Origin of the sequence: Methylophilus glucosoxydans (genome assembly GCF_042676145.1) — a bacterium.
GTDB classification, from domain to species: domain Bacteria; phylum Pseudomonadota; class Gammaproteobacteria; order Burkholderiales; family Methylophilaceae; genus Methylophilus; species Methylophilus glucosoxydans.
The window spans coordinates 69,574-91,006 of the sequence record NZ_JBHTJW010000002.1 but is presented as its reverse complement, the minus strand read 5'-3'; the positions used below and the strand labels follow the sequence as shown (position 1 = coordinate 91,006).

The 21,433-nt window shown below is 52.1% G+C and carries 23 protein-coding genes; 13 read left to right on the top strand and 10 right to left on the bottom strand.

What is annotated here, in order from left to right; translation table 11 throughout:
* Positions 1–144: 144 nt before the first annotated feature.
* Positions 145–2,058 carry a sigma-54-dependent Fis family transcriptional regulator gene (locus ACFQ1T_RS02985; protein ID WP_379076841.1) on the top strand — a complete coding sequence of 638 codons (1,914 nt, stop codon included), beginning with the start codon at positions 145–147 and terminating at the stop codon, positions 2,056–2,058.
* Between the two features lie 19 nt (positions 2,059–2,077).
* Here the strand turns inward: ACFQ1T_RS02985 and metW are convergent, their stop codons facing one another.
* The 8 genes from metW to hemA are packed head-to-tail and all read right to left on the bottom strand — an operon-like array spanning position 2,078 to position 9,265.
* Complete coding sequence (metW, locus tag ACFQ1T_RS02980) at positions 2,078–2,683, bottom strand: methionine biosynthesis protein MetW (protein WP_194749610.1); 606 nt, start codon at positions 2,681–2,683, stop codon at positions 2,078–2,080.
* The gene (metX, locus tag ACFQ1T_RS02975) at positions 2,680–3,807 is read right to left on the bottom strand and encodes a homoserine O-succinyltransferase MetX (protein WP_313984758.1); all 1,128 of its coding nucleotides are present in this window, start codon (positions 3,805–3,807) and stop codon (positions 2,680–2,682) included. The genes metW and metX overlap by 4 nt, the downstream gene beginning before the upstream one ends.
* 52 nt (positions 3,808–3,859) lie before the next feature.
* On the bottom strand, positions 3,860–4,663 hold the full coding sequence (locus tag ACFQ1T_RS02970; protein WP_194749608.1) for a TIGR01458 family HAD-type hydrolase: 804 nt from the start codon (positions 4,661–4,663) through the stop codon (positions 3,860–3,862).
* Positions 4,664–4,706: 43 nt separating this feature from the next.
* Positions 4,707–5,579, bottom strand: coding sequence for a peptide chain release factor N(5)-glutamine methyltransferase (prmC, locus tag ACFQ1T_RS02965; RefSeq protein WP_379073869.1), 873 nt, complete (start codon positions 5,577–5,579; stop codon positions 4,707–4,709).
* The gene (locus ACFQ1T_RS02960; protein WP_275357556.1) at positions 5,580–6,428 is read right to left on the bottom strand and encodes a DNA alkylation repair protein; all 849 of its coding nucleotides are present in this window, start codon (positions 6,426–6,428) and stop codon (positions 5,580–5,582) included. It lies immediately after the preceding gene.
* A 17-nt stretch (positions 6,429–6,445) separates the two neighbouring features.
* A complete protein-coding gene (locus tag ACFQ1T_RS02955; RefSeq protein ID WP_313984763.1) occupies positions 6,446–6,862 on the bottom strand; it encodes a GFA family protein in 417 nt (138 codons plus the stop codon).
* A gap of 9 nt (positions 6,863–6,871) precedes the next feature.
* Positions 6,872–7,954 carry a peptide chain release factor 1 gene (gene prfA / locus ACFQ1T_RS02950; RefSeq protein WP_194749604.1) on the bottom strand — a complete coding sequence of 361 codons (1,083 nt, stop codon included), beginning with the start codon at positions 7,952–7,954 and terminating at the stop codon, positions 6,872–6,874.
* Between the two features lie 51 nt (positions 7,955–8,005).
* Entirely contained in the window at positions 8,006–9,265 is a 1,260-nt protein-coding gene (gene hemA, locus ACFQ1T_RS02945) for a glutamyl-tRNA reductase (protein WP_275357559.1), read from the bottom strand.
* A gap of 215 nt (positions 9,266–9,480) precedes the next feature.
* Between hemA and rpe the strand changes: the two genes are divergently transcribed.
* The 9 genes from rpe (at position 9,481) to ACFQ1T_RS02900 (ending at position 16,978) form a co-directional block, all read left to right on the top strand.
* The gene (gene rpe / locus ACFQ1T_RS02940) at positions 9,481–10,188 is read left to right on the top strand and encodes a ribulose-phosphate 3-epimerase (protein WP_379073866.1); all 708 of its coding nucleotides are present in this window, start codon (positions 9,481–9,483) and stop codon (positions 10,186–10,188) included.
* A 19-nt stretch (positions 10,189–10,207) separates the two neighbouring features.
* Positions 10,208–10,900 (top strand): phosphoglycolate phosphatase, encoded by a 693-nt coding sequence (locus tag ACFQ1T_RS02935; RefSeq protein ID WP_338655848.1) that lies wholly within the window; start codon positions 10,208–10,210, stop codon positions 10,898–10,900.
* 178 nt (positions 10,901–11,078) lie between these two features.
* A complete protein-coding gene (gene trpE / locus ACFQ1T_RS02930) occupies positions 11,079–12,596 on the top strand; it encodes an anthranilate synthase component I (protein ID WP_379073864.1) in 1,518 nt (505 codons plus the stop codon).
* Between the two features lies 1 nt (position 12,597).
* Positions 12,598–13,164: an aminodeoxychorismate/anthranilate synthase component II gene (locus tag ACFQ1T_RS02925; protein WP_026295541.1), complete on the top strand. Its 567-nt coding sequence runs from the start codon at positions 12,598–12,600 to the stop codon at positions 13,162–13,164.
* Complete coding sequence (gene trpD / locus ACFQ1T_RS02920) at positions 13,164–14,189, top strand: anthranilate phosphoribosyltransferase (RefSeq protein WP_338655842.1); 1,026 nt, start codon at positions 13,164–13,166, stop codon at positions 14,187–14,189. Before ACFQ1T_RS02925 ends, trpD begins: the two co-directional genes overlap by 1 nt.
* Positions 14,186–14,674 carry a DUF3465 domain-containing protein gene (locus tag ACFQ1T_RS02915; protein WP_379073861.1) on the top strand — a complete coding sequence of 163 codons (489 nt, stop codon included), beginning with the start codon at positions 14,186–14,188 and terminating at the stop codon, positions 14,672–14,674. The genes trpD and ACFQ1T_RS02915 overlap by 4 nt, the downstream gene beginning before the upstream one ends.
* A gap of 16 nt (positions 14,675–14,690) precedes the next feature.
* On the top strand, positions 14,691–15,479 hold the full coding sequence (gene trpC / locus ACFQ1T_RS02910) for an indole-3-glycerol phosphate synthase TrpC (protein WP_313984784.1): 789 nt from the start codon (positions 14,691–14,693) through the stop codon (positions 15,477–15,479).
* 119 nt (positions 15,480–15,598) lie between these two features.
* Positions 15,599–16,594 carry a porphobilinogen synthase gene (hemB, locus tag ACFQ1T_RS02905; RefSeq protein ID WP_194749595.1) on the top strand — a complete coding sequence of 332 codons (996 nt, stop codon included), beginning with the start codon at positions 15,599–15,601 and terminating at the stop codon, positions 16,592–16,594.
* A gap of 177 nt (positions 16,595–16,771) precedes the next feature.
* Positions 16,772–16,978: a hypothetical protein gene (locus tag ACFQ1T_RS02900; RefSeq protein ID WP_194749594.1), complete on the top strand. Its 207-nt coding sequence runs from the start codon at positions 16,772–16,774 to the stop codon at positions 16,976–16,978.
* A gap of 113 nt (positions 16,979–17,091) precedes the next feature.
* Here the strand turns inward: ACFQ1T_RS02900 and ACFQ1T_RS02895 are convergent, their stop codons facing one another.
* Together ACFQ1T_RS02895 and ACFQ1T_RS02890 are read right to left on the bottom strand one after the other, a co-directional pair.
* Positions 17,092–18,102 (bottom strand): CDP-6-deoxy-delta-3,4-glucoseen reductase, encoded by a 1,011-nt coding sequence (locus tag ACFQ1T_RS02895; RefSeq protein ID WP_379073858.1) that lies wholly within the window; start codon positions 18,100–18,102, stop codon positions 17,092–17,094.
* Positions 18,103–18,122: 20 nt separating this feature from the next.
* Positions 18,123–18,578, bottom strand: coding sequence for an FxsA family protein (locus tag ACFQ1T_RS02890; RefSeq protein ID WP_379073856.1), 456 nt, complete (start codon positions 18,576–18,578; stop codon positions 18,123–18,125).
* Between the two features lie 30 nt (positions 18,579–18,608).
* Here ACFQ1T_RS02890 and cutA point away from each other — a divergent pair, with 30 nt between their 5' ends.
* The 3 genes from cutA to ACFQ1T_RS02875 are packed head-to-tail and all read left to right on the top strand — an operon-like array spanning position 18,609 to position 21,289.
* Positions 18,609–18,944 carry a divalent-cation tolerance protein CutA gene (gene cutA, locus ACFQ1T_RS02885; RefSeq protein WP_379073854.1) on the top strand — a complete coding sequence of 112 codons (336 nt, stop codon included), beginning with the start codon at positions 18,609–18,611 and terminating at the stop codon, positions 18,942–18,944.
* Positions 18,945–18,948: 4 nt separating this feature from the next.
* Positions 18,949–20,760, top strand: a complete 1,812-nt coding sequence (gene dsbD, locus ACFQ1T_RS02880; RefSeq protein WP_449288982.1) for a protein-disulfide reductase DsbD — start codon at positions 18,949–18,951, stop codon at positions 20,758–20,760.
* Positions 20,753–21,289: a TlpA family protein disulfide reductase gene (locus ACFQ1T_RS02875; RefSeq protein ID WP_379073852.1), complete on the top strand. Its 537-nt coding sequence runs from the start codon at positions 20,753–20,755 to the stop codon at positions 21,287–21,289. Before dsbD ends, ACFQ1T_RS02875 begins: the two co-directional genes overlap by 8 nt.
* Positions 21,290–21,433: the final 144 nt, after the last annotated feature.

Below are 21,433 nucleotides of genomic sequence, written 5' to 3'. Positions count from 1 at the left end.
AAATTTTTAAAAAATATATTAAAATCAGTAGGTTATAAAAGTATGATCAATGCTCGAGATTCTGTGCAAGATAGCCTGTACTGTTCACAACTGTGTCATACTGGTACAGTTGTTCAATCCGATGTGACAGGTGTTCAGTTTTCCATGCCCAACAAGTATTCCCCCTCCTCCACTCCCTTGCCGCAAGTTGGCTTGCGTGATGATCAGCGCGCGATTGCCGAAGCGATTGCCCGCTCGTGGCGGCGGTGTATGGTCAAAGGCGTGGATGAGCAAGCCCCGGCAGAAGACCAGATTATCACTGCCCAGGAATTGGCGCAGCGGCTGGAGAAAAACCGCCTGTTATTGGCGCAAGCCGAACCGGAAATGATCACTTTGAGTGAGCAAATTGCCCATACGCGTAGCCTGGTGATTTTGACCGATAACGAAGGGGTGATTTTGCGCACCATGGGTGAAGGTGTGGATGAAAATCAGATCCGCGCCTCATTATTGCCTGGCGCGTCGTGGAGCGAAGAGCACCGGGGCACCAACGCCATTGGCACCGCGCTGGTAGAGCGCCTGGCCATCAGTGTGCAGGGGGCTGAGCACTTCATGGCCTATCATCATTCACTCAGTTGTTCCGCCGTGCCGATCTTTGCTGCCAATAACCATTTGGTTGCGACGCTGGACGTATCCAACGACCTTAATGCGCCGCAGCAGCACACGCTGGCCCTGGTCAAAATGGCGGCACAAATGGTCGAAAACCGGCTGTTTCATGCCACCGCAGAGGGTGAAATCGCCGTGCATTTTCATGTGCGGCCAGAATTTATTGGTACCTTGTGGGAAGGGGTGGCTTTGTTTGATGCGGCTGGCCAGCTACAGACGATCAACCGTAGTGGTCAGTTTCAGTTTGGTTTGCCGCTGGATCAGGATAGCCTGTCTGCGCGGCGCATTGCATTTGAAGATATTTTTGACGAGTCGTGGATCGCGTTCAAGCAACGCGGTTTAAATGCCGATGTCCTGTTTCCACTGCATCTGCGTAATGGCGCACGGTTATATGCCCGCGCCTCGGCGAGCCAGGCGCCTTCCGCTCCGAAAAAAATGCCGCCGCTGGCGCCGCGAGAGTCTGCCGCCAGTCTGGAGTTGCTGGACAGTGGCGACCCGCAATTCAAGCTGGCCATCACTCAGGTCAAGCAGGTGCTGGATAAGGACATTCCTGTACTGATCCTCGGCGAGACCGGGGCCGGTAAAGAATTATTTTCACGCGCGATTCACGATGCCAGTGCGCGCCGCCACAAGCCGTTTATTGCCGTCAACTGTGCGGCCTTGCCAGAAGGGCTGATTGAAGCCGAACTGTTTGGCTACGAAGAAGGCGCCTATACAGGGGCCAAGCGTAAAGGCAATCTTGGCAAAATTCAGCAAGCGGATGGCGGCACCTTGTTTCTGGATGAGATTGGCGATATGCCATTGTCACTGCAAGCGCGCTTGTTGCGCGTCTTGCAAGAGCGCAGTGTGGCGCCGTTGGGCGGCAGCAAGTCTATCCCGGTCAACTTTATGCTGCTCAGCGCGACGAATCAGAAGTTGAAAGATAAAGTGGCTGCAGGCGAGTTCCGCAGTGATTTGTATTACCGCATCAATGGCCTCAGTGTGCAATTGCCTGCGCTGCGGGAGCGGCTGGATATGGCAAGGTTGATTCAGGTCATTCTGCAAATTGAACAGGCGCCGCAAGCCACCTTGAGTGAAGAGGTGGTGGCGCTGTTTAATGACCACCCTTGGCCGGGCAATGTACGCCAGTTGCATAATGTACTGCGCACGGCCGTGGCATTGGCGGATGGCGGCGTGATTGGTCGCCAGCATTTGATGCAGGATTTTCTGGATGAAATGCATGCCAAAAAAGCAGATGCTGAACCGTCTGCGGTTGGCATGACCGCGTTGCCAGCGGCCAGTCTGAAAGTGCAAAATGATGAAGCGATCCGGCAAGCCATGTTGCAACATGGCGGCAATATTTCAGCGGTGTCCCGTCAGCTGGGGTTAAGCAGAAATACGCTTTACCGGCGCTTAAAAGCGCTCAATCTTTCTTGAAATAGCTGGCTTGATGTTGTCAGGCAGCGCGTTTTAGGCGGTACATGGCCAGGTTGCCCAGCAGATTGGGCAAGACGTGGATATCCTGGCCGTCGGTAATTACCTTGCGCTCAATCACTTGAATGTCGTGCTGGCGGCAAAAGTGGTCAAAATCGTGGATGGTGCATAGGTGCACGTTGGGTGTGTCGTACCATTGATAGGGCAGGCTTTTGGAGACCGGCATGTTGCCCAGCGTGATTTGCAGGCGGTTGCGCCAATAGCCAAAATTGGGGAAGGTGACGATGATTTCGCGCCCTACCCGCAGCATTTCATGCACGATGCTTTCAGTATTGTGCATGGCCTGCAAGGTTTGCGACAAAATGACTGTATCAAACGACTGGTCTTCAAAGCCGGACAGGCCTTCTTCGAGGTTCATTTGAATCACATCCACGCCATTTTTTAATGCCGCCAGCCAATTGGCATCGTCTTTTTCAATACCGTAGCCTGTAATGCCTAGTGTTTGATGCAAGTGCGTGAGCAGCGTGCCATCTGCGCAACCCAAATCCAGCACTTTGGCTTTCATTTGCACCCATTTTGTAATTAATGCAAAGTCTGGGCGAACATTGGTAATATTTACATTCGTCATACTTTGATTTGCTCCAGATAGGCGCGCATGATGGCATGGTAATGCGGATCAGGCATCAAGAAGGCATCATGCCCATGGGCCGAGGTGACCTCGGCATACTTCACGGGCAAGGCGTTATCCAGCAAGGCCTGGACGATCTCGCGCGAACGTGCAGGCGAAAAACGCCAGTCGGTGGTAAACGAGATGACGACAAACTTGGCTTTGGCGCGGCTGAGCGCTTTGCTCAAATTGCCTTCAAAATCCAGCGCCGGATCAAAATAATCCAGCGCGCGTGTCATGCGTAAATAGGTGTTGGCATCAAATTCGCCGGCAAACTTGTCGCCTTGATAGCGCAAGTAAGACTCCATTTCAAACTCGACATCAAAGCTGTACTTCACATCGCCATGACGCAGTTTGCGGCCAAATTTTTCACCCATGGCATCGTCTGACAGATAGGTGATATGACCCAGCATGCGGGCAATGCGCAAGCCACGGCGAGGCACGGTGCCATGGTTGTAATAATCGCCGTCAAAAAACTCGGGGTCAGTGATAATCGCCTGGCGTGCCACTTCGTTAAACGCCATGTTCTGTGCGGTCAGGTTGGGTGCAGAGGCGATCACAAAAGCATGCCGCACACGCTCGGGATATACAATGTTCCAGTGCAGCGCTTGCATGCCCCCCAGACTGCCGCCAATCACCGCCGCCAGTTGGTCAATGCCCAGGTAATCTAACAGTCGCGCTTGTGACTCTACCCAGTCTTCTACGGTCACGACCGGAAAAGTAGCGCTATAAGGCTTGTCTGTCAGCGGATCCACGCTGGATGGGCCGCTACTGCCATGACAGCCGCCCAGGTTATTCAACCCGATCACAAAAAACTTGTTGGTATCCAGCGGTTTGCCTGGGCCCACCAGGTTATCCCACCAGCCAGGATATTTATCTTCTGGCGTATAACGGCCAGCCACATGATGGTTGCCAGACAGGGCGTGGCAAATCAACACGGCATTGCTTTTGGCCGCGTTAAGTTCACCATAGGTTTCATAAGCAAGATGGTATTGTGGCAACACGGCGCCGCTTTTAAGCGTGAGCGGCCGGGTGAAATGCGCAACTTGCGCTTTAACGATACCAACAGAATTCGATTCAAACATGCCGCAATTATACTATGCGGCATGCCGAAACGGCGAGACCGGGCTGACCCGGTCAGGAGGAATGGGCGGAGGCAGAAAAACAGCCTAGCAATGCCGGTAAATCTGCCACTGAAGCAATCATCGCATCCGGCTCCACGGCGGATAAGCGCGTATAGGTTTCGCGATATTTTCCAGTTTTGACCAGAATGCCATGCAAGCCCGCATCTTGCGCACCGCCAATATCTGCATCAATATCATCGCCTATCATCAGCACTTCCGAAGGTTTTAGCCGTAAAGCATCGATGGCCATATGAAAGAAATGCTGCGAAGGCTTGCCCATTAGCATGGCTTTGGTATTGCTGGCGTACTCCAGCCCGGTGACAAACGCGCCAATATCCATTTGCAAGCCGGTCTCGGTTTGCCAGAAGCGGTTTTTATGGATGGCAATTAACTGCGCGCCATTCACCAGGCAGGTAAACACTTCATTGAGTAGTTGGTAAGACCAGCGGTCGCCTATATCGCCGATCACCACATAATTGGCCGCGGTTTCCGATTGATCAAAACAGGCAAAATCTTTTTTCACATCGTCTGCCAGCAACAATTTACAGACCGGGTTCGGCTGCTTTTTGAGGTACTGGATGGTCGCTTGTGGTGCACTCATGATTTCTTCGGGCACTACATTGAAGCCCAACGCATTCAGCTTGGATTGCAAGGACGCTAAAGATAGCGTGCTAGTGTTGGTGACAAAGCGGACCGCAATGCCCGCTTCGCGCAGTTGTTTCACGGCCGCGATCGCGCCATTGATGACTTGATTGCCGATATACAACACGCCATCCAGGTCAAATAGCACGGCTTTAATATTAGGGATAGGCTGCATCACAACTCCTTAGATAAAGGTTTTGTTTTCAATCTAGCAAAAATCATACTGGTTTTGCTAGTGGCCATTTTCCTGACGTGACTCGGGGCTGATTACCCAGATCATGCATCGTTGCAATCTCTGCAAACCCTTGTGCTTTTAAGAGTGATTGCACGGCGTCCGCCTGGTTGTAACCGTGCTCCAGCATGAGCCATCCATTTTCAGTCAAATAGCTAGGCGCCTGGGCAATAATCTGCCGGATCGCTTGCAAACCGTCTGCCCCTGAAGCCAGCGCCGATAAGGGTTCAAAACGCAAATCGCCTTGTTGTAGATGCGGGTCGTCCGCTTCGATATAGGGCGGATTGCTCACAATCACATGGTAAGGTTTGGGAGCCAGCGTTGAAAACCAGTCGCTTAACACAAACTGCGTATTCTCAATGCCCAGCGCATAAGCGTTGTCTTTCGCGACGGCCAAGGCCGCTTCAGAGGCATCCACCGCAGTCACCTGGCAGTCTGGTCCATGTTTGGCCAGCGCGAGTGCGATAGCCCCGGTTCCTGTGCCCAGGTCCAACACTTCAAGCGGTTTGCCGCGCGCATGCTGGTTGATTTTTTCCAAGGCCGCTTCTACCAGTGTTTCAGTATCTGGTCGAGGGATCAAGGTGTCAGGCGTCACTCTGAGCGCGAGCCCGAAAAATTCCCGATAGCCCAAAATATGGGCGATGGGCTCCCCTTTTAGGCGGCGGTCAATTAAGACCTTAAAGTCCGCTTGTTTTTGTGTGTCCAGCAAATCCAATGCATGACCGAGTAGCCAGGCATGGTTCACCTTGAGCACCTCCATTAATAACATGCGGGCTTCTATGCTGGCTTCGTCAGCCGGGATGGTTTGCATCAATTGGATTTTTGCAGCATCCAGGCAGGCGCGGATGGTCGGTAGCATTTATTTTCCTCCCGCAGCCAGCCGGATAGCACGAGCTTGCGCGTTGCCTTGCTTGGCAGGATGGCGCACCGCATGGCGGATCACCCATTTCAAGTCTTTATCCGCATTAGTCAGCCAGCGCTCACATACCTCAAATGCCAATGCTGGATGGTCTTTTGCGATATCGCCTAGATGATTGGCAACACTGCGGCGTACATACAGGCTGGGGTCATTTTTCAGCGCTTCCAGAATAGGCAGTGTCGGTCTGGGGTCTTTAATCAACTGGGGAATGCGCGCACCCCAAGGCAAGCGGGGACGACAGCCTTCAGAGCATAAGCGGCGCACATGCGGATCTGCGTCGTTTAGCCACAAGGTCAGTTGATTCAAGGTGCGCTCAAAATCATGCATCAGGAACGGACGGATCGAAAATTCGGCGGTAAAGCGGCGCGTCAATTCATATTGGGCACGCATGGCCGTGTCAAAAGGATCTTCGCCCGCGTTGTGTTGCGGATCACGCCCGTAGTCGGCAATGAAGCGTGTATGCGGCAAGTAAAAAAACACACTCAAGCCGAGACGTTCGGTGTGTACATTCGGCGGCGTTAGCGTGCTGAGCAGAATGTCCGTGGCTTCGGAAAACTTTGCGGGTAAGGTCGCTTTTAATGCCGCCGCAATATGCGCTGAGCGATCCATAATCCCCAGCGCTGCAATGTTGGTGAGCGCCAAGCTTTTGAATGAGTGTCCATCAAAAGCCGAATGCACTAATCCGATATTATGTGCCAAGCAGTCGACGGCTTCAGTATCCAGTAAAAACTTGATTGGGTTATCTTTCTGGATACTACGCGGCGCAACAGGGATGCGAAATGGGGTCATGTGCGGGGACGATTCAGTCACGGGCGCTCAACATATTGTGGCGCATCATCGTGAATCTCATGCCAGTCTGCTTTTGAGCCAACAAAGATATGGGCTGATACCTGAGTGGGGAGCGGCGTATCTAGGGTCCCGATTCGAAGTCGCAAGATATCGGGTGCACTCTCGCGGTAAGCCATGATGGGCGAGCCACAATGACTGCAAAATACACGACAAACCCCTGCTTCACTGCGGTAAGTTTTAAGTGCCGTCTCGCCCTGCGTGATTGTGAAGTTGGCCTTGGGCACAGGGGCAACTGCAATAAAGGCAGAGCCGGTGGCTTTGCGGCAACGCTGGCAGTGGCAATATACCAGTTCTCCCAGTGCGCCTCTGACTTCATAGTGCACCGTTTCACATAGGCAACTGCCTCGATGGTGGAGATGAGTTGCTGTCACCATATTTTTCGATTAGGCGTCTTCGCCCAAACTCGCCAACAAATCCGCCTGATATTCAGTCGCCAGCGCATTAATCAACTCATCCATATCGCCCTCGGTAATCGCGTCAATTTTATACAATGTCAGGTTGATACGGTGGTCGGTAATGCGGCCTTGCGGGTAGTTGTAAGTGCGAATACGTTCTGAGCGGTCACCCGAACCAATCAGGTTGCGGCGCTCGGAGGCGATTTTGCTTTGTTGTTCATCGACTTGCTTGGCTTTGATGCGTGCGGCCAACACCTGCATGGCTTGCGCCTTGTTGGCGTGCTGGCTACGGCCATCCTGACATTCCACTACGATACCGGTGGGGGCGTGGGTGATCCGCACCGCAGAGTCGGTTTTGTTGATGTGCTGACCACCTGCACCTGAGGCGCGGAAGGTGTCGATACGGATATCGGCGGGATTGATTTCAACATCACCCACCTCTTCGACTTCTGGCAGAATCGCGACTGTACAGGCTGAAGTGTGAATCCGGCCTTGTGTTTCGGTATCCGGCACGCGCTGTACGCGGTGGCCGCCGGACTCGAATTTGAGTTTTGAATATGCCCCGTAGCCGATAATTTTGGCAATAATTTCTTTGTAGCCGCCGACCTCGCCTTCGTTGGCAGAGACCACTTCTACCTTCCAGCCCTGGCGGTCGGCATAGCGCGAATACATGCGGAACAGGTCACCGGCGAATAGGCCGGATTCATCGCCACCGGTGCCGGCACGGATTTCGAGGAAAATATTTTTGTCGTCGTTGGGGTCTTTAGGCAGCAGCAGTTTTTGCAGGGTGAGCGCCACTTCTTCGAGGCGCTTTTTGCCAGTCTCGATTTCTTCCTGGGCAAACTCTTTCATCTCTGGGTCAGAAAGCATGGCATGCGCCTCTTTGATATCAGACTCGGTTTGCGCATACACGTGATACTGCTCGACAATCGGGGTAATCTCCGTATGCTCCTGCATGATTTTACGGTAGTTATCCATATTATCAGTCACGCCTTCGCTACTGAGCAGGCGGTTAAGTTCTTCAAGGCGCTCGCTTAAGTTGGCGAGCTTTTGCAACATGCTTGGTTTCATTGTGGGACCCTAAAATTCAAAGCGTCAGCGGAGGCCTAAGTCTTGAAAAAATTATTCTTTTAACTGAAAAAGTTGTTTGACCAGATGCTCCATGTGCGCATGGGCATCGCCTTCGGTGTTGTTGAGCGCGTGGCTGGGGCCATGCAAAAACTTGTTGGTCAGTGCATTGCTGAGATGTTCGAGTACTTTTTCGGGCGGCTCGCCTTTTTGCAGCAATTTGAGCGATTTTTCCACCTCAGCCTTGCGTAGGCTGTCTACCTGATCACGCAGGGCTTTGATGGTGGGCACCGCTTCGCGCTGCTTGAGCCACTGCATAAAATGTTCAACGCGCGCGTTGACGATCATTTCTGCATCTATCGCGGCTTCTTTGCGATTGCCCAGGCCTTCGGAAACCACTTGCGCCAAATCGTCTACGGTGTACAAAAATACGTCATCCAGTGCCGAAACTTCAGGTTCGATATCCCGCGGCACGGCCAGGTCTACCATAAACATCGGTCTGTGTTTACGGGCTTTAATGGCGCGCTCTACCATGCCAAGGCCGACAATCGGCAGCTGACTGGCGGTGCTGGTGATGACGATGTCGAATTCCTGAAAACGCTCTGGCAGGTCGTTGAGTAAAATGGCCTGCACATTGAGGCCCTGGCCGCGAATCTTGTCTGCCAGTTGTTCGCCGCGCTCCAGTGTACGGTTTGCCACAGTGATTTTTTTCGGTTTTTGCGCGGCAAAATGGTCAGCACAGAGCTCTATCATTTCACCTGCGCCAATAAACAGCACCCGTTGCCCACTCAAATCACCAAAAATACGTTGTGCCAGTTTTACCGCTGCGGCGGCCATCGAAATCGAGCTGCCACCGATATCGGTATTGGTGCGCACTTCTTTGGCCACTTCAAACGTGCGTTGAAACAGTTTGTGCAAGAGAGTGCCCAAGGTGCCTGCGTCCTGGGCAATTTTTACCGATTGCTTGAATTGGCCCAGAATCTGTGCCTCGCCCAACACCATACTATCCAGCCCGCTGGCCACGCGGAACGCATGTTTGACGGCTTCGTGGCTACTCAGTGTGTAGGTGTAAGGCAGTAACTTGTCTGCTTCGAGGCGGTGATAGGCCGCTAACCAATCAATCACGACTTCCGGCCGGATCGATTGCACGTAAATTTCGGTGCGGTTGCAGGTGGATAAGATCGCCACCTCTGCCACATTGTGTCGTGCCAGATCAGCCAGTGCTTGCGGCAAGGTTTCGTTGTTAAACGCAACGTTCTCGCGGATGGCAATGGGGGCGGTGGTGTGGTTGACACCAATGGTATACAGTTGCATGGCGCTATTTTACCTGCGGGACAGGGTCAAAAGTGAAACACGTGGGCGCTTGCAGGTGGTTCATGGCGAATTGGAGAGGCATCCATGTCAAAAGTGCCGACATTTTCTTATATTCGGCGGCGGCAAGCAAGAATCCTGTCAATTTGTCACAAAATGGCGTTAAAATATTGGTTTTGCTAACTTTTTATTAGATTCATTTACGGAACATCAAGCGCATGGACAAAACTTTCCGCATTGCCCCCAGTATTCTGTCTGCCAACTTTGCCAAGTTGGGCCAGGAAATCGAAAACGTGATCAAATCCGGCACCGATATCGTGCACTTTGACGTGATGGACAACCATTACGTGCCTAACCTGACCATTGGTCCATTGGTATGTGACGCGATTCGTGACCTGTCACACAATGTTGGCGCGCTCATCGACGTGCACCTGATGGTGAAACCTGTTGACCGTATCATCCCAGACTTTGCCAAAGCGGGTGCGGACATCATCACTTTCCACCCTGAAGCGTCTGACCATATTGACCGCAGTCTGGCCTTGATCCGTGATAGCGGCTGTAAGTCTGGCTTGGTATTTAACCCAGCGACACCATTGCATTACCTGGATTACGTGATGGATAAAGTGGACATGATTTTGCTGATGTCGGTGAACCCAGGCTTTGGTGGTCAAAAATTCATTCCTGCCACGCTGGACAAACTGAAACAAGCGCGTGCACGCATTGATGCCTACTACGAAAAAACCGGCCGTCAAATCTGGCTGGAAGTGGACGGTGGTGTGAACGCCAACAACATCGCAGACATCGCAAAAGCCGGTGCGGATACCTTTGTTGCAGGCAGCGCGATTTTTGGCTCACCTAAAGACACCGATCCTAACCGTTATGACACGGTTGTTGCGGCGATGCGTGCTTCTTTAGCCACTGTTTAATTTAAAAAAGCCTGTTGTGATGCGGTTTCAAGTGAAGTTGGTGATGTTCGACCTGGACGGCACCCTGCTGGATACCGCACCGCAAATTGCCGAAGCTGCCAACCGTATGTTGGTGGCTTTGGGCAAACCCATGTTGCCACAAGCACAAATCGCTACTTACATTGGCGAAGGTGTGCAAAACCTGATCAAGCGCTGCCTCACAGGGAGCGTGCAGGTGGAGCCGGAGGCCGATTTGTTTGCGCAGGCGCAGCCGCTGTATCATGATTTTTATACGGCCAACGCCACCCAAAGCCAGCCATTCGCAGGGGTTGTCCCTGCTTTGCAGCAGCTGAAGAAACAAGGCTACCGCCTGGCTTGTGTGACCAATAAACCCGAAAAATTCACCTTACCTTTGCTGCAACAAGCAGGGTTGGCTGATTTTTTTGAGGTCATTATTTCTGGCGACAGCTTGCCCAAAAAGAAACCTGACCCCTTGCCTTTGTTGCATATTTGCCAAAAGCTAGGTGTGCTGCCTGCTGAAGCGGTGCTGGTAGGGGACTCGGAGACGGATATTCAGGCCGCGCATGCTGCCGGATGCTTTGTCGTCACCGTGCCTTATGGGTATAATCAAGGCCGCGAAATTGATGTCGCGACGGTGGATGCTACCGTGCAGCAACTCACCGAGGTGGTGAACTTGCTGGAGTTACCTGCTCTCTTAAAGCAGGGATCATAAAAAACAGACCTTAATTACCATGATGTTTTGTGCTCATCATTCTTCCAGTTGGCCAGTATTAAGCTGGCGTCGTTCGTGGCGGGGCTAGTCCTGCCCCACGCGCAGGTGCGCGCCATTTGCACCGACCTGCTGTGATTGTTTGCACGGCACTCTACGAATCAACCTGGAAAAAAGCATCATGTTAAGCACATTAAGCAAGACCGAATTCGACGCGCTGGCGGCGCAAGGTTACAACCGTATCCCGCTGGTGCTAGAAACTTTTGCCGATCTGGATACGCCCTTATCACTGTATCTCAAACTGGCCAATCAACCTTATTCCTACCTGCTAGAAAGCGTACAAGGCGGCGAGCGCTTTGGCCGTTATTCGATTATAGGCCTTCCTGCCACCACCCGCATCGTCGTGCGTGACCAGCAGTTGCAGGTGATTCAGGATCATCAAGTCATTGAATCGCATAGCGATCAAAATCCGCTGGATTTTATCAAGGCTTACCAGGCGCGCTTTAAAACGCCGCCTTATGATGGTTTGCCGCGCTTTACCGGTGGCCTGGCGGGTTATTTTGGCTACGAGACCATTCAATACATTGAAAAACGCCTGGGTAAGCAGAAAAAACCAGATGTGATTGGTACGCCAGATATATTGTTGATGGTTTCAGAAGAAATTGCCGTGGTGGATAACCTCTCCGGTAAACTCTATTTCATCGTGTATGCTGACCCGGCTAAAGCCAATGCCTATGAAACTGCATGCGCACGCATGCACACCTTGGTCGGGAAGTTACGGTGTAGTGTAGAGATTCCTGCTGCATTGCCGAGCGCTAAAACAGCGGCTATTTCTGAGTTTGGTGAAGACAACTTCAAAGCGGCAGTTAAAAAAGCACAGCAATATATTTTAGAAGGCGACATCATGCAGGTGGTATTGAGCCAGCGGATGTCGCAAGACTTTGATGCATCGCCATTAAGCTTGTACCGCGCTTTGCGTAGCCTCAACCCTTCCCCATATATGTTCTATTACGATATGGATGACCATCATGTGGTTGGCGCTTCACCAGAAATCCTGGTGCGTCTGGAAGAGACCACCGTGACATCACGGCCGATTGCCGGGACACGCCCACGCGGTAAAAACCGTGACCATGACCTGGCGCTGGAGGCCGAATTACTGGCTGACCCGAAAGAGCGTGCCGAGCATGTGCAATTGATGGACCTTGGCCGCAACGATGTGGGCCGCGTCGCGCTCACGGGCACTGTGAAAGTCACTGACAATATGACGATAGAGCGCTACTCGCACGTCATGCACATTGTCAGTAACGTCGAAGGCCAGCTCAAGCCCGGCCTGGATGCTATTGATGTGCTCAAGGCCACCTTCCCTGCCGGAACCGTATCCGGTGCGCCTAAAGTGCGCGCCATGGAAATCATTGAAGAACTGGAGCCTTCCAAACGTGGCATTTATGCTGGCGCCGTCGGCTATTTAGGCTTTAATGGCGATATGGATGTGGCAATTGCGATTCGTACGGCCGTGATCAAAAACAAAAAACTCTACGTACAAGCGGGCGCTGGCATTGTGGCCGACTCGGTGCCGCAAAGCGAATGGGAAGAAACCCAAAACAAGGCCAAAGCCGTGATCCGCGCCGCTGAGCTGGTGCAGGCAGGACTGGATAGCCAGGCCGTCAATGTCCAAACCCATGCAGGAAAAGGAGCCTGATATGTTGTTGATGATTGATAACTACGACTCTTTTACCTACAACCTCGTGCAGTATTTCGGCGAGCTGGGGCAAGATGTTCATGTGCACCGCAATGACGAAATCACGCTTGAACAGATCAAAGCGATGGCGCCGGAAAAAATCGTGATTTCTCCCGGACCGTGCACACCAAACGAAGCCGGGATTTCCGTGCCTCTGATTCACGAGTTTGCTGGCAAAATTCCTTTGCTGGGCGTGTGCCTGGGTCACCAGAGCATAGGCCAGGCGTTTGGCGGGAACATCATTAAAGCCAAAACGCTGATGCATGGTAAAACCTCATTGATTCACCATACCAATACCGGCGTCTTCAGAAACCTGCCTAACCCTTATACCGCGACGCGTTATCACTCTCTGGTCATCGAGCGTGAAACGATCCCCGATTGCCTGGAGATCACCGCCTGGACTGAGGATGGCGAGATCATGGGCGTCAAGCATAAAACACTGGCCGTGGAAGGCGTACAGTTTCACCCCGAGTCTATCTTGACTGAATATGGGCATGAGCTGCTGGATAACTTCCTGAAAGGCTATTGATGGCCATCACACCTAAAATCGCCTTACAGCGCCTGATTGACCATACAGATTTCACGCATGAAGAAATGCTGGAAATCATGCAGCAGATCATGAGCGGTGAGTTTACCCAAATCCAGATTGCCGGCTTTTTGTCGGCCCTGCGCGTCAAGGGTGAAACCGTCACCGAAATTGCCGCTGCTGCACAGGTGATGCGCGACCTGTCCAGCAAGGTAGAAATTACCGATTCTACGCATTTAATTGACACCTGCGGCACCGGCGGCGCGCCCAACAAAGCCTTTAATGTGTCTACCGCATCCGCGTTTGTGGCGGCCGGGGCCGGCGCCAAAATCGCCAAGCATGGTGGCCGGGCCGCTTCGTCCAAGAGCGGTTCTGCCGATGTGCTGGAAGCCCTGGGCGTCAACATTGGCTTAACAGCTGAGCAAGTGGCGCGCTGCGTGAACGAGGCCGGAATCGGCTTTATGTTTGCGCCTAACCACCACGCGGCCATGAAATACGCCGCACCGGTGCGCCGTGAGCTTGGCGTGCGTACCATGTTCAACCTGTTAGGCCCCATGACCAATCCGGCCGGCGCCAAGCGTCAGGTGATGGGGGTTTTTCACCGTGACCTGGTGCCTTTGCTGGCGCAAACCTTGCAAAAGCTCGGCAGCGAGCATGTCATGGTGGTGCACAGTGCGGATGAAATGGATGAAATTTCTTTTTCAGCAGACACTTATGTGGCCGAGCTCAAGCATGGCCAGGTGAGTCAATACACTTTAAATCCTACCCAGTTTGGCATGCCCGTGCATGATGTAAACAGTATCCATGTGGAAAGTGCGCAGCATTCGAGTGAAATTATCTTAGGCCTGCTCTCAGGCGAAACAGGTCCTGCCCGCGATATCGTCTTGCTCAATGCCGGGGCGGCGATTTATGTGTCTGGCCTGGCAAGCGACTTGCCATCAGGCATTGCGCAAGCCGCGCAATCGATTGATTCAGGCGCAGCGTTGCGTAAACTGCAACAATTGAAGGCCTTGAGTCAGGCAGCATGAAACAAGGGGCGCTGACTGCAATATTCTGCTTGCTGGCCGCCTGCCAGCAAGCAGAGCAATCCAGTCCGCTGAATCAGCCACAGTCTGCGCTAGAGGTAAAATCGCAGGTGCAGTCTGTACACCTGCAACCGCTCTCGGCAGGACTCGTCACTGAAGAGAATGCGGCGCTTAAGCAGGCATTTGCCCAAAAGCAAAGTCATGTCTGGCTCGAAGGCAGCGGCACGGTGAAGAAGCTGTTGCCCGATGACACTCAAGGTGCCAGGCACCAGCGGTTTCTGGTGAGCGTGTCGCCAGGACAAACATTATTATTTGCGCATAATATTGACCTCGCGCCCAGGGTAGAAAGCCTGAACATAGGGGATCAGATCAGTTTTAAAGGCGAATATATTTATAACCCCAAAGGCGGCATTATGCACTGGACGCATCATGACCCGCAGGGCCACCAGCATGGCTGGATCAAACATCAAAATCACACTTACGAATAAGGCATGCGAGCAGATTATGTCCGATATTTTAAATAAAATTTTAGCGACCAAACGTGAAGAAATCAGCAAAGCGCAAGCCAGCAAGTCATTGGATGCGATACGTGAGGAAGCGCTAAGTCAGCCGGATTGCCGTGACTTTATCGGCAATATTGTTAAAAAGGTGGATGCAGATAAACCTGCCGTGATTGCTGAAATTAAAAAAGCCAGCCCGTCCAAAGGCATCATCCGTGCTGACTTTAATCCGGCCGCCATTGCTAAAAGCTATGAAAAAGGCGGCGCGGCCTGTTTATCGGTACTGACTGACGAGCAATATTTTCAGGGATCTGCTGCCTACCTTCAGCAAGCGCGCGCGGCCTGCAAATTGCCCGTGTTGCGCAAGGATTTCATGATAGATCCTTATCAGATTTACGAAGCCCGAGCCATGGGCGCTGACTGCGTGTTGCTGATCGTGGCTGCTCTCGAACTGTCACAAATGCAGGAACTGGAGCTGACGGCCCACAATCTGGGCATGGCGGTACTCGTCGAAGTCCATGACGCGGATGAGCTTGAACTCGCGCTGCAACTGGAAACGCCGCTACTGGGAATCAACAACCGCAATTTGCGCACGTTCGATGTCACCTTGCAAACCACGCTCGACCTGCTCGAGAACATGCCGGAAGACCGTTTCGTCGTCACAGAGTCTGGCATTTTCACACCAGAGGATGTGGCTTTGATGCGCAGCCATCATGTGAATGGCTTTTTGGTCGGCGAAGCATTTATGCGGCAAGAGGATCCAGGTGCAGAACTCGCCAGGGTCTTTGGTTAGGAGAAGTTTTAAATAGCGTGAGTGCAAAGGTATGCCCTGCATGAGCGTATCCAAATCAGGCGCAATGATTGAAAGCGCAAGCAATTTGACCAGATGCTGTGGTCAAAAAAGGAATCGATATGAGTAATCAATTTTTAGCCATCCGTCCACGCCGTATGCGCAAAGACGAATTTTCACGTCGCTTGATGCGTGAAAACGTTCTCACCACCAATGACTTGATTTACCCGGTGTTTGTGCTTGAGGGTGAAGGCGCGATTGAAGAAGTCAAATCGATGCCTGGCGTACAGCGTCAAAGCCTGGATGTGCTGCTCAAGACCGCTGAAGAGTGCGTAAAACTAGGTATTCCAGCGCTGGCTTTATTTCCGGTGGTGCCACAACAATACAAAAGCCTGGATGCCAAAGAGGCCTATAACCCTGAAGGCTTGGTGCCACGGACTGTGCGTGCACTGAAAAAGGCTTTCCCGGACTTGGGCGTGATCACTGACGTGGCTTTAGACCCGTACACCACTCACGGCCAGGATGGCCTGATCGACGATACCGGCTATGTCCTGAATGACGAAACTGTTGAAGTGCTGGTGAAGCAGGCGTTATGTCACGCAGAAGCGGGCGCCGATGTAGTTGCGCCCTCTGACATGATGGATGGCCGGATTGGCGCCATTCGTGATGCGCTTGAAGAGCAAGGCTACATCTACACGCGAATTCTTGCTTACTCTGCCAAATACGCCTCAGCGTTTTACGGACCTTTCCGCGATGCGGTGGGTTCAGCGGCCAATCTGGGCAAAAGCAACAAATACAACTACCAGATGGACCCAGCCAATTCTGATGAAGCATTAAAAGAAGTCGCACTGGATTTGGAAGAGGGCGCGGATATGGTCATGGTTAAACCAGGCATGCCCTATCTGGATATTGTGCGCCGTGTCAAAGACGAGTTTGGCGTACCGACTTATGCATATCATGTTAGCGGTGAATACGCCATGCTCAAAGCCGCTGCACAAAATGGCTGGCTGGATGAAAAAGCCTGTGTGCTGGAAGCGATGCTTGGTTTTAAACGCGCCGGAGCGGACGGCGTACTGACTTATTATGCGATGGATATCGCAAGATGGTTAAAAGCATAACGATGAGTGCGATTTTTGCTCAAATTCTGGATTACTAAGAAAAAAGAGCGAGAAGCTGAGTGGCGTAAAGAAAAACTAGCTTATTACAAAGCATTTGTGGATAGTTTGATTGGGGTGGTTAATGGCGAGCATACACATTAAAACCAGAAAAAGTTTTCGAAGGCGGTGAATAATTTAATGTTATTTGCTCCTCAATTGGTGCTTAATGAACTCTATAAATTTGTTGAAGCCATTACATTAAGTAAGGACTTACCGTTAGATGAACATGATAAATTGCTAAGTGATTTGCTTTATCAAGTCCGAAAAAATGTGGGAATTTACCCGCCAGATGATGTGGAAACATTTATCGTACATTTGCGATCTTCCGGCAACCATCAGCAGTAGGTTTCGCTTACCGGCGAAATAAACCTTACATAATTGATGCAAGTATTCTTCTCGATGAAGTGCGCTTTACTAATCGCCGTTGCCGCAAACGAATAAAAAACTATAGAGATTGCTTATTTAGGCGCAAACGTAAACGCATCACTATAAAACTCTTCCTCTGGTAACCCTTGCTTTACAAAAGTTTCTTTCGCAATATCCACCATGCCAGGTGCGCCGCAAGCGTAGACTTCGAATCCACTTAAGTCTGCGTGATCTTCCAATACGGCTTGATGCACCAGGCCACGGCGGCCTTGCCAGCCATCGTCGTCGTGACCGTCAGAAATGACGGGGATATACTGAATGTTAGGCATAAACTGTGTCCAGCGCTGGCAGAGGTCATCCATATATAAGTCGCCGGTTCGTCTCGCGCCGCGGTAGAGGTAAACGGGGCGCTGGATCTGATTGAAAATCATGTGTTCTATCATGCCTTTGACCGGTGCAAACCCCGTACCACCGGCCACCATGATGATGGGTTTTTGGTTTTGCTCTCGCAGGAAAAAACTGCCGAGAGGCGCTTCCATACGCAATATGGTTTTAAGCGGCATGTCATTGAACACTTGCTCGGTAAAATACCCGCCAGCAATTTTACGGATATGCAATTCAATAAACCCTTTTTCATGTGGCGCATTGGCGATGGAGAAAGCCCGGCGGCGGCAATCCTTGAGTAAAAATTCGATGTATTGTCCAGCCATAAAGGTCAGTTGTTCAGTGGCAGGCAATTGCAGGTGCAAGACCATTACATCGTCGCCGAACTGCTGTTTGTGTTGAATGCGTACCGGCAAAATGCGCGGTTTGATGCCTTGCACCATATCGATCTGACGACATTCAATGACCAGGTCTTCTAGGGGTCTGGCACAGCAAAACAAAGCCATGCCAGCTGCAAGCTCGGCATCGGTCAAGGCGTTGCCTTGGTAATCATCATGCATGACTTTGCCGGTCAGTACCTTGCCTTTGCAGGCGCCGCAAGCGCCATTACGGCAGCCATAGGGTAAGTTGATACCCGCTTCTATGGCGGCTTCGAGCACGGTTTGGCTGGGGCGGACATCAAAGGTATGGCCACTGTTTTCAATCAGGACACGGTTCATAATACGATATTTTCCAAGCGTTAATCTTTGCGGGGGAGATGCACGACATTATCTACCGGTTTGCTGTCAGGGACTTCGGTAAATTCCCCCTCAATCACCTCGTCATTCGCGCTATGACGGTAGCGTGCATGGGGTTGTTGATGCTGCCCGCTGACGGTTGGGTTGTTGGTTGGAATCAGTAACAGAATCACGGCAATGACATCGCTAATGACGCCAGGAATCAGGAGTAATACTCCTGCCAGCAAGTTTCTGGCGGTGGAAAAGATGGCGGCTACCGGGTTGCCACCGGCCGTCATTTGCTGAAACAAGCGTGACGCGATCAGGTCTTTTTCACCACGAATCAGCTTGAGGCCAAGGTAGCCGATCATGATCAGGTAGACCAAGACCCACCAGCCATAGCGCTGACTGAGTTCGATCAGGACCGCTATCTCCAGAAACGGAAAAGCCAGTAGAATAGCAAGGATGAGAAAACGCATGTCAGAATCCTGTCTGTGAGTCAGCGCGCGATGACGCCAAAAGAGGAAATTATAATCGTGTTTACGCATGTGCCGAACAAGGCATGTGCCGAGCATATCGCGCAGACCTTAATTACAGACAAGTTGGCGGCATGCGTCAATATTTCAAGTCCGGTCACCTCTATTTATCGCTGGCAAGGGCAGATTGAGCAAGCGGAAGAAATTGCCCTGAGCATTAAAACCACGCGGCAGGGGTATGCCGCCTGTGCGGCCAGGCTTAGAATGCTGCATCCTTATGAACTTCCAGAGATTGTAGGCATCCATGTGAGCGAGGGTTTGCCGGAATATTTGGCATGGGTGGCGGCCGAGACAGGGATGCAGGAGTGAAACGTTGATCAAAAGTGGGTTTAAAGCAGCATGGGTGCTGGTCATGTTATGCGTGATGGTGTTGCCTGTGCACGCGGCGTCACAATTCTCAAAACTATTCACTGAAGATAGCAGCGAAGATTTTTTGCCTGTCGATCAGGCATTCAAGGTCGATGCGGCATTGACGGATGCCACGCATGCCCAGATCCGGTTTACTGTAGCACCAGGCCACTATTTATATAGAGACCGCATACAACTCTTACCGGCCAGCGGCACGACACAGCTCAGCTTGCCAGCCGGTGAAACCAAGCATGATCCCAATTTTGGCGAACAGCAGGTGTTTCACCACGACACCGTGGCCGAGGTCACGTTTGCAGGGGCCACCCCTCAGGTGTTGCAGGTACGCTATCAAGGCTGTAGTGAAAAAGGCCTGTGTTATCCGCCACAAACCAAATCACTTGCATTGGACGCGGTTGCCTCGGCGGATAATATTCGCAGTGCACAGCCCGTCAACGCGGAGAGTGAGGACGAGTTTTCTGGCAAGCTTTTGGCCTCTGGCCACTGGTGGCAGATTGTGGCTGGCTTTTTTGGTGCAGGCCTGTTGCTGGCATTCACCCCTTGCGTGTTCCCGATGATTCCTATTTTGTCTGGGATTATTGTGGGCAAAAATGCCCATGTGTCGCGTGGCAAGGCGTTTACCTTGTCATTGGCATACACGCTGGGCATGTGCCTCACTTATACCCTGGCTGGCGTCGCCGCCGGGCTCTCTGGGCAGCTCTTGAGCAGCGCGCTGCAAACGCCTGCCGCCCTGATCATCGGTGCCCTGATTTTTGTGGTGCTCTCATTCTCCATGTTCGGCTTTTACGAGCTCAAACTGCCGTCAGCGGTTGAAAATTACTTTTTTAACTGGAGCAGTCGTTTCAAGGGTGGCCATCTGGCCAGCGATTTCTTGATGGGGGCCATATCTGCCTTGATCATCAGCCCTTGTGTCGCCGCGCCGCTGGCGGGTGCGCTGCTTTATATCAGCCAGACGCATGATGTGGTGCTGGGCGCGGTGGCATTATTTTCATTGTCGCTGGGCATGGGTGTACCGTTATTGCTGATTGGCGCATCAGCGGGTACGGTCTTGCCCAAGGCGGGCGAATGGATGAATGTCGTTCGTCGCTTGTTTGGGGTGTTGATGTTGGCTGTCTCGGTCTGGATCGTCAGCCCGTTGCTGCCTGTGTCAGCGCAACTGGTTTTATGGGCGGCCTTGTGTATTGTCCCGGCCATTTATCTGCGCGCAATAGACCCTTTGCCTGCGGATGCGGGGAGCACCGCGCGTCTTTGCAAGGGATTTGCGGTCATGTTGCTGCTTTATGGCGCCGCGCTGCTGGTGGGTGCCTGGTCGGGCGCACGCTCACCGCTACAACCTTTGCAAGGGGTCATGTCTGCTTCGGCGAAGGATGTGCAAGCACTGCCATTCAAACGCGTGCAAAGTGTACAAGCGCTCGAAAATGCGCTTGCGGCCGCGCAGGGCAAACCCGTGATGCTGGATTTTTACGCAGACTGGTGTGTCTCGTGCAAAGAATATGAGCAGTTTGTCTTTAGCCAGCCAGAAGTGCGGGCTGCGCTCAAAGATGTGGTGCTGTTGCAGGCAGATGTGACCGAAAACCGGGCGGAAGATGCCGCATTGCTCAAGCGCTTTGAATTGTTCGGGCCGCCAGGGATCGTGTTTTTTGATGCGCAGGGACGGCCGTTGCAACCTGTGATCAAAGGCTATCAGGACGTCACACAATTTCTTGACCGCTTACGCAAATTGCCTTTAAGCGCCATGGAGAAGTCTGCACATGCATAATATTGCGCGTTTGGTCATGACGATATTACTGATCGTTGTTCTCGGTAGCGGATTCCGTTGGCTTTACCTTCACCGTGATCAATGGATGATGTCTGCCCCTACTCAAACGGCGATGATGGTGCCTGACGCGGTATGGAGCGTCGGTTTGCAGGATGCTGGTGGCAGGACGTATGCGCTTTCAAGCTTTAAAGGCAAGCCTGTCATCATGAATTTTTGGGCGACATGGTGTGAGCCTTGCCGTGAAGAAATGCCCGAAATCTCAGCGCTGGCGGCCGAACACCCCGAAATTGCAGTGTTAGGCCTGGCCATTGACGAGGCAGCCGCTGTGCATGAGTTCGCGGAGAGTACGCCCGTCAGTTATCCTTTGTTAATTGCCGAGAACGAAGGCATGCCTTTGGCCGAGCAACTGGGCAACACCAAAGGCGTATTACCTTACACCGTGGTGATTTCTGCCAACGGCCAAGTGACACACACCTTCTTCGGCAGAGTCAATCGCCAAATGCTGCAAAAAGCACTCAACTTGCCTTAAATGCCTGCCCAGTTCTGTGCGCAAACAGGCCGCTTATGGCTTAGGTTTGTCGCCTGATCTGTACCAGTTGCTGCCGTTTTGGCGACTTTCCATTTGTTCCAAATTGCGAATTTTACTGGACAAAATGCAATAACTTCGGCAAAC